Raw genomic sequence first — 17358 nt, forward strand, 5'->3', positions numbered from 1 at the left:
AGGCCTCCCGAATTCTGGAGGCCTTTTTTTCTGAGTATTCTTATACGGGCTCGACGCCTTGCTCTTTCAGCAGCTCGATACTGAGTTCGCTGAGTTTGTATTTCTGTATTTTTCCGCTGGCTGTCATGGGGTATTCATCCACAAAAAAGATGTACTTCGGAATTTTGTACCGGGCAATTTGTCCACGACAATAATCCTGCACGTCTTCCGCGGTTAACGCTGCATCTTCTTTCAGTTTGATGAATGCTCCGATTTGTTCGCCGTATTTCGGACTGGGAACACCAGCAATTTCAACAGATTGAATTCCCGGCATCTCGTAAAGGAAGTTTTCTATTTCGCGTGGATAGATGTTTTCGCCACCACGAATAATCATGTCTTTTATTCGTCCGGTTACCCGGAAATAACCTTTTTCATCCTTCACGCCCAGATCGCCCGAATGCAACCAACCGTCCTTGTCGATGGCTTTGGCAGTTGCTTCCGGATTCTTGTAGTAACCTTTCATGACGTTGTAGCCTTTGCAACAAAGTTCTCCTTGTTCTCCGGGTTTTAGTTCCTCACCGGTTTCTGGATTTACAACTTTTACATCGACAAAAGGAAACTCTTTACCAACGGTTGTCGATCGGATTTCCGGCGGATCAGTGGTCCGTGTGGCAGTCATTCCCGGCGACGACTCAGTCAGTCCGTACACGATGATGATTTCTTTCATGTACATCTTCTCCATCACCTGGTTCATCGTGTCGATGGGGCAAGGTGCTCCGGCCATGATTCCGGTACGTAACGATGAAAGGTCGAACATCTCGAACATCGGGTGGTTGAGTTCGGCAATGAACATGGTCGGCACACCATAAAGTGCCGTACAACGTTCTTTATGTACCGAAGCTAAAACCATCAACGGGTCGAAGTTTTCTACCATTACCATGGTGGCTCCATGTGAGATAACGGCACACACGGCCAGTACACAGCCAAAACAATGGAACAGCGGCACACAGACGCATAAACGGTCGTCTTGTGTGTAATTCATGCATTCGCCGGTGCTATAGCCGTTATTCAGGATGTTGTGATGCGACAGCATGACTCCTTTTGGGAAACCAGTCGTTCCGGATGTGTATTGCATGTTCACTACATCGTGCGGGGAGACCATCTTTTTGGTCGAATTCAGCAGATCATCATCCAGTTGACTACCCAGCAAAATCAATTCGGCGGTGTTATACATCCCGCGGTGTTTTTCCGGCCCGATGAAGATGATATTTTTCAAAAACGGAAACTTCTCGCTTTCCAGGTAGCCGCGTTCACACTCTTTCAGTTCCGGTACCAGTTCGTTGACCATTTTTACATAGTCGCTGTCGCGGAAACCATTGATGATGCAGAGTGTTTGCAGGTCGGAGTTTTTAATGAGGTACTCCAGTTCGTGCAATTTGTAATTGGTGTTGATAGTAACAAGTACAACACCAATCTTAGCGGTCGCGAACATGAAGGTCATCCAATCGGGAACGTTGTTGGCCCAGATTCCCAGCTTGTCTCCGGGGCCCATTCCAATGTACTGGAGACCTTTTGCCAGGTTGTTGACCCGCTCATCGAATTCCCGGTAGGTAAAACGCAAATTGCGATCGGGATAAACCATGAATTCGTGGTCAGGCGTTTTTTTCGCCCAATATTCCAGTTGCTCGCCTAATGTAATATCAAGTAATTCCATGAGAAGCCGCTTTTAATAAGGTGCATAAACAACGGCGAGAATGGTGGCGGGCTCATCGGCATGGGTGTGGATGTGATGCTCCACAACCGAATCGTAATAAATGCTGTCGCCAACTGCCAGTTTGTGGTTTTCTTTTCCGTAGGTCACTTCAATTTCACCTTCCAGAACGTAAATGAATTCCTCGCCCTCGTGCGACGAAAGCAAATAGTCTTTTCGCTCCGATGGTTTGATCTGCACGATGAGGGGCTCCATGTGCCGGCCCGATTTGTCGCTGGCCAACGCATGAAAATCGAGATTAACCCTTGCTTCACTGTTTTTATTGGAGAAACTGGCGCTCGGTTTATTAACACCCTTGCGGGAAATAACCGGGCCAAGTTGATCTGCATCGTCAAGGAAAGTACCTAAACGAACTCCCAGTACCCTGGAAATTTTAATGAGATGTCCCAGGGAAGGAATGACCGCATCCTCTTCAATTTTTGTCAAAACTTCGAGTGTAAACTGACACCTGTCGGCCAGCTCTTCCCTCGAAATGTCTTTCAGCTGCCGGATATTGCCGATGCGTTCTCCGACACTTTTTCCTTTGGTCATATGCTTTTGATTTTTTTGGTTTCGGAAGTAAGCCGAATTAATACGTTGTATTCTGTCGGTAGTTAAGACAGCTTAATTCAGCGCGAAAAGTTAACGGAATTTGTGGTAGATTGACGGTATTTTCACCATTAAAGAGCCTGATTTTGTTAATTTATATTGATTTTAATCATGTTATGTTTAGCCAGTTAGCGTCGAAGTGACAGCCTGTTACTGTACGAATGGGCTTTCTTAGCTTTTGATTGTTTATGACTTGAAAGATCTGAATTACCGGCGATTTTAGTAACTTATGGTATCATTTTTCCGAACCATGACTGACGACCGGCTATATCAAATTGGCATTTCATTAATTCCTCTCGTGGGATGCATCACAGCACGGAACCTGGTGGCCTATACCGGGGGTATCCGGGAAGTATTTCACACCTCCGAGAAGGAGCTGCGCGAGATTCCGGGAATCGGTACCGTTTTAGCCCGGAATATTGCGAAAAGCGATGTGTTGAAGCGGGCTGAAAAAGAGTTGAAATTCATCGAAAAGAATCAAATTCGACCCCTGTTTTATCTCGATAAGGAATACCCCGAGCGTTTAAAAGCCTGCAGCGACGCACCGGTGATGTTGTACGTGAAAGGTGAACCTGATTTAAATGCGACGAAAATCATTAGCATTGTGGGAACGCGCAGTGCAACGGATTACGGATACCAGATGGTGGATGAGATGCTGAATGATTTAGGAAATCGCAATTACCGGGTTATGGTGGTTAGTGGATTGGCTTATGGTATCGATATCCGGGCGCACCGGGCAGCATTAAAAAATGGGTTGCCTACTGTTGGTGTGCTGGCCCACGGTCTCGATAAGCTATATCCTCAGTTACATGCCGGAACAGCACGCGAAATGGTGAATCATCAGGGAGGCCTGGTGACCGATTTTATGAGTGGTTCGACCATCGACCGGAAGCATTTTATTCGTCGTAACCGGATTATTGCCGGACTGGCCGATGCCACGTTGGTGATTGAATCGGCGCACAAAGGTGGTGCATTGGTAACAGCTGAAATTGCCAATTCCTATAACCGCGACGTGTTTGCTTTTCCCGGAAGGAAGGGAGATGCGTTTTCCGAAGGGTGTAACTTCCTTATCAAATCAAACCGGGCTGCGCTCATCGAGTCGGTAGCTGATTTGGAATACATCATGAACTGGGAGCCCGCAAAGGGCCGACCCGATGCCGTTCAGCCGCGCCTGTTTTCCGATTTATCGGAAGATGAAAGAGTGGTGATTACCATCCTGGAGGAAGAAGGGCCGCTGGCCATCGATATCCTCTGTATCAAAAGTGGTATGCCGATGAACAAAGTATCTCCGCTGTTGCTCAACCTCGAGTTTGCCGGCCTGGTGAAAGGACTTCCCGGTAAGGTATTTAAGCTGCTGTAAATTGGTTGATGATTATGGTTGCGCCTGGTTTTCCGGCAGGACTACAAAATGTAGTGTGCTCCCGCGTTGTGCCGGGAAGAAAATACGAAATGTAGTTTTCTCTCGCATCCTTCCGGCAACGAACTACAAAATGTAGTTACTTCCTGTATCGTGAAGAGAACGAACTACAAAATGTAGTTTACTCCCGCGTTGTGTTGGGAAGGAAATACAAATTGTAGTTTCCCCTCGTGTCGTTTCGGCAAGGAACTACAAAATGTAGTTTGCTCCCGGTGTCCGGACAAAAGCCATCTGCCATCGGCAGAAGCTTCCCGCAAGGAAAAAAGACGTCGTCGCCAAATGCGGTTACTTGTTGCATTGTGGCGGGAACGAATCGCGAAATGCGGTGGTTCTACTTTTCGTGAAGAGAACCTTTCGCGGATGGTGATTGGCCCTTATTCAGCAGAGAATATCATCAAATCGGTTCTTCCTGTTAAACGACAAACAATGTGTTGAGGCAATTCGTTGGGAAAGTGTATTTTTGCAGGCAAACGAATACCAGTATAATGAAGACATTTCAGGAATTAGGTGTAGGAAAATCGATTTTGAAGGCGTTGGATGAGATTGGCTTCGAGGAGCCGACTCCGATTCAGGAGAAAGCCATTCCTGCCATCAAATCGGGGCAGGATGTGTTGGGGATTGCCCAAACCGGAACCGGAAAAACGGCTGCCTACCTGATTCCGTTGTTCATGAAGCTGGTGAAGGCGGAAGGAAACGATCCGCGCGCTATCGTTTTGGTTCCCACGAGGGAATTGTCGCTGCAGGTTGGCGAAGATATCGAGGAACTGACGGGCTATTCCAATATCCGGTATGCTGCTGTTTACGGCGGTGTTGGCTGGACGAAACATGCTGCTTTGGTGGAACCGGGAATCGATATCCTGGTAGCGACACCCGGGCGGTTGTGGGATTTGTACAAGGCTGGTGCGGTTTCATTTAAGAAAGTGAAAACACTGGTGATTGATGAGGCTGACCGAATGCTGGATATGGGCTTTATTCATCAGTTGCATCAATTGTTTGAGGTAATTCCGCCCAAGCGGCAAAACCTGCTTTTTTCGGCTACTTTTTCCGGAAAGGTGGAGAAAATGAGTGATGAATTCCTCGATTTCCCCGTGCGTGTGGAAGTAGCGCCGTCGGCGACACCGGCCGAAAAGGTGGAGCAGTATTTTTACAATGTTCCCAACTACCGCAGTAAACTCAACCTGATTCATTACCTGTTGCGGGATGAAGAGAAGTTTAACCGCGTACTCATTTTCTGCCGTACGAAAGAGAATGCCGAAGGAGTTTACAAAGTCATCAAGCGGAAGACGGAAGGTGAGGTGCGTATTTTGCATTCGAACAAAGGACAGGTCACGCGCATCAACGCCATTAACGCGTTTAAGAAAGGTGAAGTGCGGGTACTGATTTCAACGGACGTTTCGGCGCGGGGAATTGACGTATCACGCATCAGCCACGTGATTAACTTCGATTTGCCGCCCAACGATGAAGATTACGTTCACCGGATTGGACGAACAGCCCGTGCCAGTTACGAAGGTGAGGCCATTTCGTTGGTGAATCCGGCCGAGATTTATCATCTGGAACGCATTGAAAAACTTATCCGGATGGAGATTCCGGAAAAAAGTGTTCCGGAAGATGTGGAGTTGGTGGAATCGACCCGGCGGGAGTTGCAGGAACAGGCACGCGAAATTGACCGGGTGAAGCGGGTTAATGACCCCGATTACAAGGGGGCTTTTCATGAAAAGAAAAGGCGGGGCAAGAAGAATAATTTCGATTTCAATTCGAAGAGTAAACACTTGCGGGGAAAAAAGAAGCCGCGCCGGAGATAGATACTTCCGCCGTAAGGCGATTACGAAAAGAGGTGCTCCAGCAGGATTTTGAATCCGATGGCGAGCAAGACAATTCCTCCAAGAAGTTCCATCCGTTTACCGAAGCGGTTGCCGACATTCTTCCCAATCCGGATACCCAACATGGAGAAAAAGAAGGTGACGCCGCCGATGATGATGGCTCCTTCAAAAAGGTCGCCGGGAGAAGCTAACGCATAGGAAAAGCCCACAATCAGCGCATCGATGCTGGTGGCAATAGAAAGAGTGAGGATTTTGCCCCATGAGTACACGTTGGCCATTCCCTCCGTATTTTCTTTATCGAGACTTTCGAAAATCATTTTCCCTCCCAGGTAGGATAAAAGTGCGAAGGCAATCCAGTGATCGATGTGTTCCACAAAATCTTTGATTTCGGAACCCACAAACCATCCCAGCAATGGGAGCAATCCCTGGAAAAAAGCTAACGACAAAGCGATTTTGACTGCATGTTGGAAGGAGATTTTTCGTTCGGCCAGACCACAACTAATGGAAACAGCAAATGAGTCCATGGAGAGGCCCAGAGCGAGAATCGAAACGGTCAGTAAATCCATGCAAAAGATTTTGAACGAAGATAGAAAAACCGCGGGAATCGGGCAAAATCGAGCAAGAATAAAGCCGCCCGGAAATTCCGGACGGCTTGTTCAAAACCAATAAAAGGTTGCTATATATTGTTCGATGTATCGATTACATCATTCCGGGCATACCTCCGCCCATTCCGCCTGCCGGCATTGGAGGATTGTCCTCTTTCTCTTCAACGAGAACACACTCGGTGGTGAGGAACATACCTGCGATAGACGCTGCATTTTCAAGAGCAACACGGGTTACTTTAGCCGGGTCGATAACGCCTGATTCGAACAGGTTCTGGTATTCACCTACGCGGGCGTTGTAACCAAAGTCGTCTTTGCCTTCCATTACTTTGTGCACGATAACAGCACCTTCCAGTCCGGCGTTGGCTACAATCTGGCGCATCGGCTCTTCGATGGCACGTTTCACGATTTCGATACCGGTGGTTTCGTCTTCGTTGTCACCTTCGAGGTTTTTCAGTACGTTGGTAGCGCGGATGTAAGCTACTCCACCTCCGGGTACGATACCTTCTTCAACAGCTGCACGGGTTGCACTCAGCGCATCGTCAACGCGGTCTTTCTTCTCTTTCATTTCCACTTCCGAAGGAGCACCTACGTATAGTACAGCAACACCACCTGACAATTTAGCCAGACGTTCCTGCAGTTTTTCGCGGTCGTAATCGGAAGTAGTTGATTCGATCTGGTTTTTAATCTGAGCTACACGGGCAGCAATGTTGGAGCCCTCGCCTGAACCATTCACGATAGTGGTGTTCTCTTTGTCAACGGTGATCTTTTCAGCCTGACCCAACATCTCCAGAGTGGTGTCTTCCAGTTTCATACCTTTTTCTTCGGTAATCACGGTTCCACCGGTCAGGACAGCGATGTCTTCCAGCATCTCTTTACGGCGGTCGCCGAATCCGGGCGCTTTCACGGCGCATACTTTCAATCCGGCACGCAGACGGTTCACTACCAGGGTAGCTAACGCTTCACCATCGATGTCTTCAGAGATAATCATCAACGGACGACCAGACTGGTGAGTAGCTTCCAGGATTGGAACCAGGTCCTTCATGGTTGAGATCTTCTTGTCGTGAATCAGGATGAAAGGATTTTCCAGTTCAGCTGACATTTTCTCGGTGTCGGTTACAAAGTAAGGAGAGATGTAACCACGGTCGAACTGCATACCTTCCACTACTTCAACGTAAGTTTCGGTACCTTTGGCTTCTTCTACCGTGATAACGCCTTCTTTGTGAACTTTCTCCATTGCCTCGGCAATCAGTTTTCCGATTTCGAAATCGTTGTTTGCTGAAATACGGGCTACCTGTTCAATTTTGCTGTAATCGTCACCAACCGTTTTTGACTGATCTTTGATGCTTTGAACAACTTTGGCAACTGCTTTGTCGATACCGCGTTTCAAGTCCATTGGATTGGCACCGGCAGTTACGTTTTTCAGTCCAACATTGATGATAGACTGTGCCAGTACAGTTGCAGTAGTCGTACCGTCACCGGCATCGTCACCTGTTTTGGAAGCTACTTCTTTAACGAGCTGTGCGCCCATGTTGGCATATGCATCCGACAGTTCGATTTCTTTGGCGACAGTTACACCGTCCTTGGTTACCTGAGGTGCACCAAATTTCTTGTCAATAATAACGTTGCGTCCTTTAGGGCCCAGCGTTACCTTTACTGCATCGGCAAGTTGATCGACGCCTTGTTTCAGCAACTCGCGTGCTTCGATTTCAAATTTGATCTCTTTAGCCATGTTATTTTTTCATTTTAATTTTTGTACAATCGGTCTTTTCACTATGCGATGTAAAGAACATCTGACTGAGAAATCAACAGGTAGTTTTCATCGTCGATCTGAAGCTCAGTGCCTGAATATTTACCATAGAATACAGTGTCCCCAACTTTAACCTCCATGGGTTCATCTTTCTTATCGGCTCCCACTTTCACAACCGTTCCCAATTGTGGTTTTTCTTTGGCTGAGTCGGGAATGATAATTCCTCCGGCGGTCTTCTCTACAGCCTCTTGTGGCTGTACCAGAATCTTGCCGGCAAGTATTCTACCTTTCAGTTCTGTCATCTTGTATTGTATTTTTCGTTAGACAAAAGTTATTTCATTGACACCCGCTATTCATCATATTACGTGCCAAAGCAGGTACAAGCCTGTTATAGGCTGCATTCAGGACAAAAAATCATTTGGATAAGGAAGATTGGAGGACGTTGTTTTTGTAATTCGAATAAAATCAGGCAGGTATGATTTTATCTTGTTGTCAGTTGGGGCTGACAAGCTGACATTTGATTGCTTTTGGAAATGTCAGGCATAAAAAAAGCCCACCATCTGGTGAGCTTTCTCTAATTCTATCAGGGTAATATTATTGACCGTTGCTTTGTTGCGTTGTATTGTCTGAATCCCCTTGTTGAGGTGCTGCCTGTGGGAAAGTAGGCAATTCAGTCGGGTCTGCCGCATTTTCAATCTGCTTTTCAATAGCCGAACGCTGCTGTTGTCCCTGGCGCGGAATAAAAGCCGAAGCAGAAACAGACAGAATGAGGAGTGCACCAGCCAGGTACCAGGTCGCTTTCTCGAGAAAGTCGGTGGTTTTACGAACACCCATTACTTGATTTGAGCCTGAGAAAGTTGAAGTCAGACCTCCACCTTTCGAGTTCTGTACCAGCACAATCAAAATCATGAGGATACAGATTATGAAAATTAAAACGGTTATCAGTGTATACATATCGGGTTATCTATTTAGCAGTTTCCTGACATCTTCAATTTGCCGAGCAAAGTAAATACTTTTTTCGGGATATTTCAAACTTAATTTTTGAAAAGCTTTGATGGCTTTTTCGTAGTATCCCTGCTTTACGTAGATGTGTGCAAGGGTCTCTGTCATAAATTCATCCGTTTCTTCAGCGCTTCGCTCCGAGATATCTTCCTGCTGACCGTCTCCCTTTCTGGCCGGCGATATGGTCGGTCGGGTTTCCAGAAATTTGTCAATCAGGTTATCTTTCCCTTCTTCCTGCTCCGGCTTCTCTTCCTCCGACTTGTTGTTCTTCTTCGCGTTGCGGTTAATCGATTTGCTCAGGTCGGACAATCCTTTGATGCTGGTTACATCTTCATCGAGTTGATAAAAAGATGGTTCCATTACGTCAAAGTCAAGCAAATCGAATGACTTTTGCGGCTTTTGAGCAACAGGCTCGTCCTCTTCTGCCGTATCCGGATGTTCTTTTTCCGGAGACTCTTTTCCGGGCTGTGCGTGTGTTACATCCTCTGCCAGTTCGAAGATTCCCTCATCCTCTTCCGTTGCCGTCCCGGTTTTCTCTTCTTCAGGAGACGTGGCAACTGATTGCGGCGGCATTTCTATCTCGGCCGTTTCCTGCTTCGGTTCATAGACCTCGGCTTCATGGCGGGCTTTGGGATGCAACAGGAAATAGAGCATCGACCGGTCGGTGACGTTGGCGGCCGCTACTTTTAACTGGTTCGTAAACCGAAAGCTTTTTTCGTTGAGTAGGTTGCGGGCATAGAGCATATGAGCCGTCTGGAAAAACGGGAATTCATCCAGTATTTCCTTCAGTTCGCCCAGCGACTTTTCATTTAACTGAGTTGGGTCGTCCAGGTATCGCATCATTTGCTCTCTGTTCATCGACATAACTACTCGTTTTTACCAGTTCGCTACCGAGCGGTTGAAAATATCATCTACCAACTGTTCGGTGATGTCTTGTACGGCTGCATCTTCCACGTCACTCAGGTTTCTCGTACTATCCCAATCATAATAGGCCGAGAAGGTCGAATTAAAGTCTTGATCGTGATTTTTGTTGTTCACGAACTTCACTTTTACCGTCACGGTTAGCCGGTTTTGCGATGCAACATCACGGCCATCGTTACTTTGCTGAATCGATAACGGCCGGATATCGTAACCGGTAATTTCACCACTGAATTCCAGGTCGCCCTGACTATTGTTCAGTGTCAGACTGGTTTGGTTGACGAATTTATCCTTCAGACCTTCCGTAAAGGTATTACTCAATGTTGGATTGACTACTCTCGCCCGGTTTGGAAAATAATCAACAAAAACCGTTTTAACATCCGGCGCAATCGATGCTCCGGTGAATGTGTAGCTTATACTGCATCCTGTTACCATTAAAATGGAAACAAGCAGCGTTGTTAACAGGAATTTTCCTGAATGCTTTGGCATAATCGTCATTAGCTGATGTTGTATTCTTTTATTTTCCGGTAGAGGGTTCGTTCCGATATGCCCAATTCGGCAGCGGCCAGTTTCCTTTTCCCGTTGTGTTTTTCCAGTGCTTTCTGTATCAGTTCAATTTCTTTTTCTTCCAATGATAACGATTCTTCTACAAATTCTTCCGTGTCCTCAATCTGATGATGATCATTACTTGGCGGAGCAGACGGAACCGGGGAACCATAGTTACTGGGTTCCGGCTGGAACTCTCCGTCAGAACTCTGATAGAGTTTCCGGATGATTTGCGCGTTGTCCTCGTGTACGTGAGGCGTATGCCCATCTTCCAGCAAGTCGTGGACCAGTTTTTTCAAGTCGGTCACGTCTCTTTTCATCTCGAAAAGAATCTTATACAGAATCTCTCGTTCAGAGTGAAATGTTTTTTCATCGACCGATGAATAGATGGCCGGTAACGAACCTCCGCTGTCATCCGGAATATAATTCCTCAGGGTATTGGCGTCAATCTGGCGCTCTTGCTCGATGATTGAAATTTGCTCGGTAATATTTTTCAGTTGGCGCACGTTTCCGGGCCACCGGTAACTCAGCAATACACGTTGTGCGTCTTCCGACAATCTGACGGGCGGCATATGATAGCGCTCGGCAAAGTCGAGGGCAAATTTGCGGAACAGCAACAGGGCATCTTCACCACGGTCGCGCAACGAAAGTACGTGAATCGGGACCGTATTCAGCCGATAGTACAAATCTTCCCGGAACTTTCCTTCCCGAATAGCTGTCGGCAGATCGACGTTTGTTGCTGCTACCACGCGGACATCGGTTTTGATCACCTTCGACGAACCTACCCGAATGAATTCACCGGCTTCGAGTACCCTGAGCAAGCGGACCTGCGTTGAAAGTGGCAACTCGCCAATCTCGTCTAAAAAGATGGTTCCGCCGTCGGCTACTTCAAAATATCCCTTCCGGTCGGACAAAGCTCCTGTAAAGGCACCTTTTTCGTGACCAAAAAGCTCCGAATCGATGGTACCTTCGGGGATGGCACCACAGTTGACAGCAATATATTTTCCGTGTTTTCGATGCGAATAGTTATGAATAATCTGCGGGAACGCCTCTTTACCGGCACCACTCTCCCCGGATATCAGAACCGATAGATCGGTGGGAGCAACCTGCACAGCTACTTCAATGGCCCGGTTTAACCCCAGAGCATTACCAATAATGCCGAAACGTTGTTTTATTTCCTGAATATCCATCTTCCCGTTTTAATATTGGATTACAAATTTATAATTAATCCCCAAAATATCGGAACGATAGCCAAGGTTACTTGTTCTATCTGAACAGAGGAAATTTACTTTACCTTAACTCACGAAAAAACACACGTGCTTATTTTTATCTTTAACTTCGATTTAGTAACAATATTTAGCTTAAAGTCGTAAATGGACAATTCGAATCAGAAGAAGATAATCGGAATTATTCCGTCCCGTTATGCTTCCAGCAGATTTCCGGGGAAACCGCTGGCTGACATTGCGGGAAAATCAATGATACAACGCGTATATGAAACTGCCGCCAGCGTTTTCGATGATGTGTGGGTCGCAACAGACGACCAGCGCATATTTGACGCAGTGGAGGCGTTTGGAGGAAAGGCGGTAATGACGTCAGAAGAGCACCGCAGCGGAACGGATCGTTGCTCGGAAGCGGTGAAGAATGTGAGTGAATCAACTGGCAAAAGCTTTGATGTGGTCGTAAATATTCAGGGCGATGAGCCATTTATTAAACCCAGCCAGTTAAATAAAGTCGCTGCTTTGTTTGATGAAGAGGAGACACAGATTGGCACGTTGGTGCAGCCGATTACCAAAAGCGAAGATATTTTCAATCCGAATATACCCAAAGTGGTACTGGCCGAAAACGGCGATGCCATATATTTCAGTCGTTCGCCAATTCCTTTTGCCCGAAATATCGAGCAGGATAAATGGATTAATCATCACACATTTTTCGGTCACATTGGTTTGTATGCGTATCGTACCGAAGTTTTACATGAATTAACCGGTTTGCCGGAAGGACGCTTGGAGAAGATGGAATCGTTGGAACAACTTCGCTGGCTTGAGCATAGTTATCGTATCCGCACCCAGGAAACCAATTACGACAGTTTTGGTATCGATACCCCGGAAGATTTAGAAAAAGTACTGGCTGAAGGAATAGAAAAATACTTGTAGTTCGAAGTTCCTTACAGAGAATAGTTAAAAATCATCATCATGGACAGAATCCCGATTGTACAAAACGACCCCTGGCTCGAACCTTTCGAGGGGACGTTTATCGAGTGGAAAGAACTTTCTGAACAAAAAGAAAGAGAGTTAACCGGAGGTAGATCTTTGGTCGATTTTGCCGAAGGCCATCACTACTTCGGGTTATTCCGTGATGAGAAGGGATGGGTGTTACGCGAGTGGGCGCCCAATGCGACCCGCATCTTTCTAATCGGAGCATTTAATGATTGGAAGGAACTGCCGGAATTCGAACTGCAATCTATTGGAGAAGGGAACTGGGAGCTAAGATTGACGCCGGACGCATTGAAACATGGCGACCTGTTCGCGCTTTCGGTTTACTGGGAAGGAGGACAGGGGAAGCGAATTCCTGCCTGGACCCGTTGGGCGGTTCAAGATCCGGATTCGTTGATTTTTAATGCGAAAGTCTGGATGCCCGAAAATCCTTACGAATGGAAGAATGATTTTTCCGGTTTAACTGAAGCTCCGCTAATTTACGAATCGCACGTGGGAATGGCAGGTGAAGAGCCGCGTATTCACACCTATGACGAGTTTCGTAAGAATATGCTTCCCCGCATAAAAAAGGCGGGTTACAACACGATTCAGTTGATGGCGGTTCCTGAACATCCTTACTATGGAAGCTTTGGCTATCATGTGTCTAGTTTCTTTGCGCCGTCTTCGAGGTTTGGTACGCCGGACGAGCTGAAAGCATTAATCGATGAAGCGCATGGAATGGGAATGGCGGTTATTATGGACCTGGTACATTCACATGCGGTGAAAAACGAGGTGGAAGGCTTGGGCCGTTACGATGGCACGCGATACCAGTTTTTTCATGAAGGTGGAAGAGGCGAACATCCTGCCTGGGATTCGTACTGCTTCAACTATGGTAAGCCCGAAGTGCTCCATTTCTTATTCTCCAATATCAAATATTGGCTGGATGAGTTCCGGTTCGATGGTTTCCGGTTCGACGGTGTAACCAGCATGCTCTACTTCGATCACGGTTTGGGCAAGGCATTTTCTTCTTATACCGATTATTTTACGCCCAATATCGATTACGAGGCGATTGTTTATTTTAAGTTGGCGAATAAACTCATTCACCAAATCAAGCCGAATGCTATTTCTATTGCCGAAGAAGTGAGTGGAATGCCCGGACTGGCTTCACCGCAGGAAGACGGCGGACTCGGTTTCGATTTTCGTATGGCGATGGGTGTCCCCGATTTCTGGATTAAAATTATTAAAGAGCTGAAAGATGAGGAGTGGGATGTCGGCCGGATTTTTTACGAGCTGACAGCGCATCGTCAGGACGAAAAAGTGGTAAGCTATGCTGAGAGCCATGACCAGGCATTGGTAGGTGACAAAACGATCATCTTCCGGTTGATTGATAAGGAGATGTATTTCAGCATGCGAAAAGACCAACCCAACCTGACCGTGGAACGCGGAATCGCGCTTCATAAGATGCTCCGGTTGGCAACAGCTTCGTGTGCCGGTGGCGCCTATCTTAATTTCATGGGAAATGAATTTGGGCACCCCGAATGGATCGACTTTCCGCGGGAAGGGAATGGTTGGTCGTATCAACATGCCCGGAGAATATGGAGTATTGCTGAAGATCCCGAATTGCGGTATCACTGGCTGCTCGATTTCGACCGGGATATGATTCATATTCTCAGGGAAGAAAGATTGCTCGAGAGTCCGGAAGTACGTTGGATTACCGACAATAAGGCCGATCAAATACTGGCCTTTCAGCGCGGTGATTTACTGTTTGTCTTTAATTTCAATCCCGACAAATCGTTTGAAGGATATGGAATACAGATGGACCCATCGAAATTCAGGGTAATTCTCAGTACAGATGCTCATCCTTATGGCGGACAAAACCGGATTGACCAGGATATCATTTATTACACGCTGCCGGTTTCTAAGTTGAGTTCCAACCATTATCTGAGGTTGTATTTGCCTGCACGTACAGCAGTTGTGCTGAAAAAAGAGTCGTACAAACGGATTCGATGACAGGGTAAAGCTTACGTTTTTTAATCAAACTTTTGATATGCCTGTGCTGTTTTGATTGATAAGTAAATGAAGTGAGAATTTTATAAAAACCGACTATTTATGGTATCAGAAATCAAAACCACCAAAGTTACTTTCACGGAAAACGGACCGATCATGATCGAAGGACCTGTTACGATGGAAGGTCAGTATGGCAATAAGGCCACAGAAACCAAAACCATTTTTCTTTGTCGTTGCGGAGGTTCGTCCAACAAGCCTTTCTGTGATGGCACTCACAAGAAAATCGACTTCAAGGGTTAGTTTATTTTATTGATTTATAGAAAATTGTTGCTTTCCTGTATACCAAAACCAGGGAGAATTTCGTTATTCTTCTTAGGAATGATCTAATTATTAACCAAAAGTAACCCCTTATGAGTAGACTTAGTCTTAGAAGTCTTTGGGTCGTTGGAATTATTATTGCTCTTTTTGCCCTGGTGTTGGCATCATGTTCCAAGGACGACGGCAAATCGCCGTTTGGCAGTAACACCGATGAAGACATAACCGTTGTTAACGATGACGCAGCTTTTACTTCAAGGGTAACGACAATGGATGAAGTGGTTAACGTGGCTTCATCTTCGCTGAAGGCGGCGTCTGTGGTCCCTTCGAATAGTTATACATTGAAGTTGGTGGCTCACGTCGATCCTCCTCTGGCAGATCAGGGGAAATCGGATAAGTTGAGTGCTTCTTTCGTTCAGGTGGTTGGTGATAAGGCTTATGTAACCTATCACCGGCAGGATGATATAGTAAAAGGAGCATTTGAGGTAATTGACATGTCCGATCCAAAGCATCCCCAAATTTCATCTCAGCTAACGTACGGAAACGTTGAATTCAACGCCTTAAATGTCGATGATCAAACCTATTCCGATCCGGATGCCGGCACAGTAACCCGTTGTTGGCTGGCCTGCGATGATCATAAAGATGGTGCAGTTCTTCGGGAACTTTACCTGGAAGCTAATGGAGATATTTATTATCCTACCGGGAAAAATAAAAACAAGATTATTCAACGCGATAAGGTGCTGGATGCTCCTTCTTCCAATGCGGTTTTCCGGCATGGCGACTATCTCTATTTTGCTGCCGGCGGTGAAGAGAAGACCATCACGAATAGTAAAGGAGAAACGATTACTCTGAACACCGGTATTACGAAGATTGCCCTGAGTGATTTCTCGACAGCGGCAAGGGTTCGGTTTTCTTACGCAAAGTATGCGGCTTATGCTGCCAATGTAGATAAAGTGGTAGGTTTTGAAGGTGTTGCCGATGCTAAACTGCACGTGTTAGCACCCGACCTTTCATCGGACGACGTGATGAATATCGGTAACTACTACTATCCCGGTAATTCGAATAACCCGGGTACCTCCGATAATCATACAACTCCCGATTACCAAGGGAAATCGACGATTACCGTAGACGGCAACCTGGTATTTGTTTCATTGGGAGCTGTTGGTTTGAAGGCTTTTGATTTGACAGCCGGTCAAACCGATCCGACTCCGGTGTACCAGTACTTATTGACCGATCAGAATGTTGGAAATGTGAATGCAGTAACGCTTTTCAATGGCGACATCATGATTGCCAATGGAGCCGATGGTTTGGTTGTCGCCAGTATTCCCGCTCAGGGAACTGATTTGGAAATCTTGGGAAGTTACAACCCGGAAGGTTCGGTGAATTATGTTGCCGGGACGAACGATTACATTATTTTGGCAGCTGGAACAGGAGGCTTGTATATCCTGAAGAAAGTTTGATCAAATAAAATACATGTGAACAGATAGAAGCGATCCGGATGGGTCGCTTTTTTTATGAAATTCACTATCAATATCCTTATTGTCATAGGCGGACTACCTGTAGTTTTTTTGGAGAAAGTATAAAGCTTCAAGGAGAACCGTATAAAGCTTCGACGAGAACCGTATCAGTGTAGCAGGGAGAACCGTATAAAGATTTGATGAGAACCGTATAAAGAAGAGAAGAGAAACGTATTAATTTCGGAGGTCGTTTTTTCTGAAAGTTTAATCATATGGTTCATCATGAAAATGGATATACCATACGTCAAAATAAAAACCACAAGGTGGTCAGTGTATGCACGCAAGACAAGATGGCTTTTTACGCTTTTGCAAAAATCTTCGTCTTTCTGATATTCAGAACAAAGGAAAGAACCCTAATATCATTTGTATCTCCGTTGGTGATTCCTAAGAATCATGATTGTTTTATGCTCCCTCTTTTTTTCGTGGAATTAACTTATTGAGTTCTTCAATGATTTGTTGCCTCTCTTTTCTTTTAATGCCGGAAAGACTAACCGGCGGATAAACGGCCACTCCTTGCCGGGTTCTGACCGTTAATATCAGGTCGGTCTTTATTCCGCCTAAATGTTTTTCAGCTTCCGCTTTCATCAAATTAGTAACGGGAAATTCGATGGATTGAAACAAGCGGTTGATAGTGAAGACGGAGAAGTACCGGATGATGATCTTCTCTTTTTCATCGAAAATACGGATGTACTGGAGATTGAGTGCGGCGATGAAAAGAAAAGCGACAACAAAGACGGCGGCACCAATAGCCAGCCAGGTAAAAAGTTGTAGCAGAAGTAAAACCGTTAAACTTACCAGAACGAGCACTCCTCCAAGCAGAATTCTCTTTCTCAGCTTGTCGGCATATTTCCGGTTACTGTATATCATCTTTGTGTGTATTTTAATGTAGAAGTTTGCAAATCGAAATTCAAAATAGCAAATAGTTTTAACTTTGTCC

Annotated in this window: 17 protein-coding genes; 7 read left to right on the top strand and 10 right to left on the bottom strand. The window is 46.0% G+C overall.

Features of this window, described 5'->3' with window-relative positions:
• Positions 1-40: 40 nt before the first annotated feature.
• Positions 41-1693: an AMP-binding protein gene (locus GJU87_RS19820; protein WP_153641063.1), complete on the bottom strand. Its 1653-nt coding sequence runs from the start codon at positions 1691-1693 to the stop codon at positions 41-43.
• Positions 1694-1705: 12 nt separating this feature from the next.
• Positions 1706-2281 carry a helix-turn-helix domain-containing protein gene (locus GJU87_RS19825; protein WP_153641064.1) on the bottom strand — a complete coding sequence of 192 codons (576 nt, stop codon included), beginning with the start codon at positions 2279-2281 and terminating at the stop codon, positions 1706-1708.
• 286 nt (positions 2282-2567) lie between these two features.
• Here GJU87_RS19825 and dprA point away from each other — a divergent pair, with 286 nt between their 5' ends.
• The 3 genes from dprA (at position 2568) to GJU87_RS19840 (ending at position 5557) form a co-directional block, all read left to right on the top strand.
• A complete protein-coding gene (gene dprA / locus GJU87_RS19830) occupies positions 2568-3698 on the top strand; it encodes a DNA-processing protein DprA (RefSeq protein ID WP_228492059.1) in 1131 nt (376 codons plus the stop codon).
• Between the two features lie 336 nt (positions 3699-4034).
• The gene (locus GJU87_RS19835) at positions 4035-4190 is read left to right on the top strand and encodes a hypothetical protein (RefSeq protein ID WP_153641065.1); all 156 of its coding nucleotides are present in this window, start codon (positions 4035-4037) and stop codon (positions 4188-4190) included.
• 50 nt (positions 4191-4240) lie between these two features.
• Positions 4241-5557, top strand: a complete 1317-nt coding sequence (locus GJU87_RS19840) for a DEAD/DEAH box helicase (RefSeq protein ID WP_153641066.1) — start codon at positions 4241-4243, stop codon at positions 5555-5557.
• 20 nt (positions 5558-5577) lie between these two features.
• Here the strand turns inward: GJU87_RS19840 and GJU87_RS19845 are convergent, their stop codons facing one another.
• The 7 genes from GJU87_RS19845 to GJU87_RS19875 form a co-directional block, all read right to left on the bottom strand.
• Entirely contained in the window at positions 5578-6141 is a 564-nt protein-coding gene (locus GJU87_RS19845) for a manganese efflux pump MntP family protein (RefSeq protein WP_153641067.1), read from the bottom strand.
• Between the two features lie 133 nt (positions 6142-6274).
• Positions 6275-7909, bottom strand: coding sequence for a chaperonin GroEL (gene groL / locus GJU87_RS19850; protein WP_153641068.1), 1635 nt, complete (start codon positions 7907-7909; stop codon positions 6275-6277).
• 41 nt (positions 7910-7950) lie between these two features.
• Entirely contained in the window at positions 7951-8229 is a 279-nt protein-coding gene (gene groES / locus GJU87_RS19855) for a co-chaperone GroES (protein ID WP_106541281.1), read from the bottom strand.
• A gap of 292 nt (positions 8230-8521) precedes the next feature.
• On the bottom strand, positions 8522-8836 hold the full coding sequence (gene secG / locus GJU87_RS19860; protein ID WP_246187198.1) for a preprotein translocase subunit SecG: 315 nt from the start codon (positions 8834-8836) through the stop codon (positions 8522-8524).
• Between the two features lie 51 nt (positions 8837-8887).
• On the bottom strand, positions 8888-9793 hold the full coding sequence (locus tag GJU87_RS19865) for a hypothetical protein (protein WP_153641069.1): 906 nt from the start codon (positions 9791-9793) through the stop codon (positions 8888-8890).
• Positions 9794-9805: 12 nt separating this feature from the next.
• Positions 9806-10336 carry an LptE family protein gene (locus GJU87_RS19870; RefSeq protein ID WP_194831593.1) on the bottom strand — a complete coding sequence of 177 codons (531 nt, stop codon included), beginning with the start codon at positions 10334-10336 and terminating at the stop codon, positions 9806-9808.
• An 8-nt stretch (positions 10337-10344) separates the two neighbouring features.
• Positions 10345-11583 (bottom strand): sigma-54-dependent Fis family transcriptional regulator, encoded by a 1239-nt coding sequence (locus GJU87_RS19875; RefSeq protein ID WP_106541285.1) that lies wholly within the window; start codon positions 11581-11583, stop codon positions 10345-10347.
• A 183-nt stretch (positions 11584-11766) separates the two neighbouring features.
• Between GJU87_RS19875 and kdsB the strand changes: the two genes are divergently transcribed.
• From kdsB to GJU87_RS19895, 4 genes are all read left to right on the top strand, one after another.
• Positions 11767-12543, top strand: a complete 777-nt coding sequence (gene kdsB, locus GJU87_RS19880) for a 3-deoxy-manno-octulosonate cytidylyltransferase (protein WP_153641071.1) — start codon at positions 11767-11769, stop codon at positions 12541-12543.
• A 39-nt stretch (positions 12544-12582) separates the two neighbouring features.
• Positions 12583-14592, top strand: coding sequence for an alpha amylase C-terminal domain-containing protein (locus GJU87_RS19885; protein WP_153641072.1), 2010 nt, complete (start codon positions 12583-12585; stop codon positions 14590-14592).
• 99 nt (positions 14593-14691) lie between these two features.
• Positions 14692-14889 (top strand): CDGSH iron-sulfur domain-containing protein, encoded by a 198-nt coding sequence (locus GJU87_RS19890; RefSeq protein ID WP_106541288.1) that lies wholly within the window; start codon positions 14692-14694, stop codon positions 14887-14889.
• 110 nt (positions 14890-14999) lie between these two features.
• Entirely contained in the window at positions 15000-16364 is a 1365-nt protein-coding gene (locus tag GJU87_RS19895; protein ID WP_153641073.1) for a hypothetical protein, read from the top strand.
• A gap of 459 nt (positions 16365-16823) precedes the next feature.
• Here GJU87_RS19895 and GJU87_RS19900 read toward each other — a convergent pair whose 3' ends face one another.
• Complete coding sequence (locus GJU87_RS19900) at positions 16824-17288, bottom strand: hypothetical protein (RefSeq protein ID WP_106541290.1); 465 nt, start codon at positions 17286-17288, stop codon at positions 16824-16826.
• Positions 17289-17358 lie beyond the last annotated feature (70 nt).

This window comes from Prolixibacter sp. NT017, assembly GCF_009617875.1.
Taxonomy (GTDB): Bacteria; Bacteroidota; Bacteroidia; order Bacteroidales; family Prolixibacteraceae; genus Prolixibacter.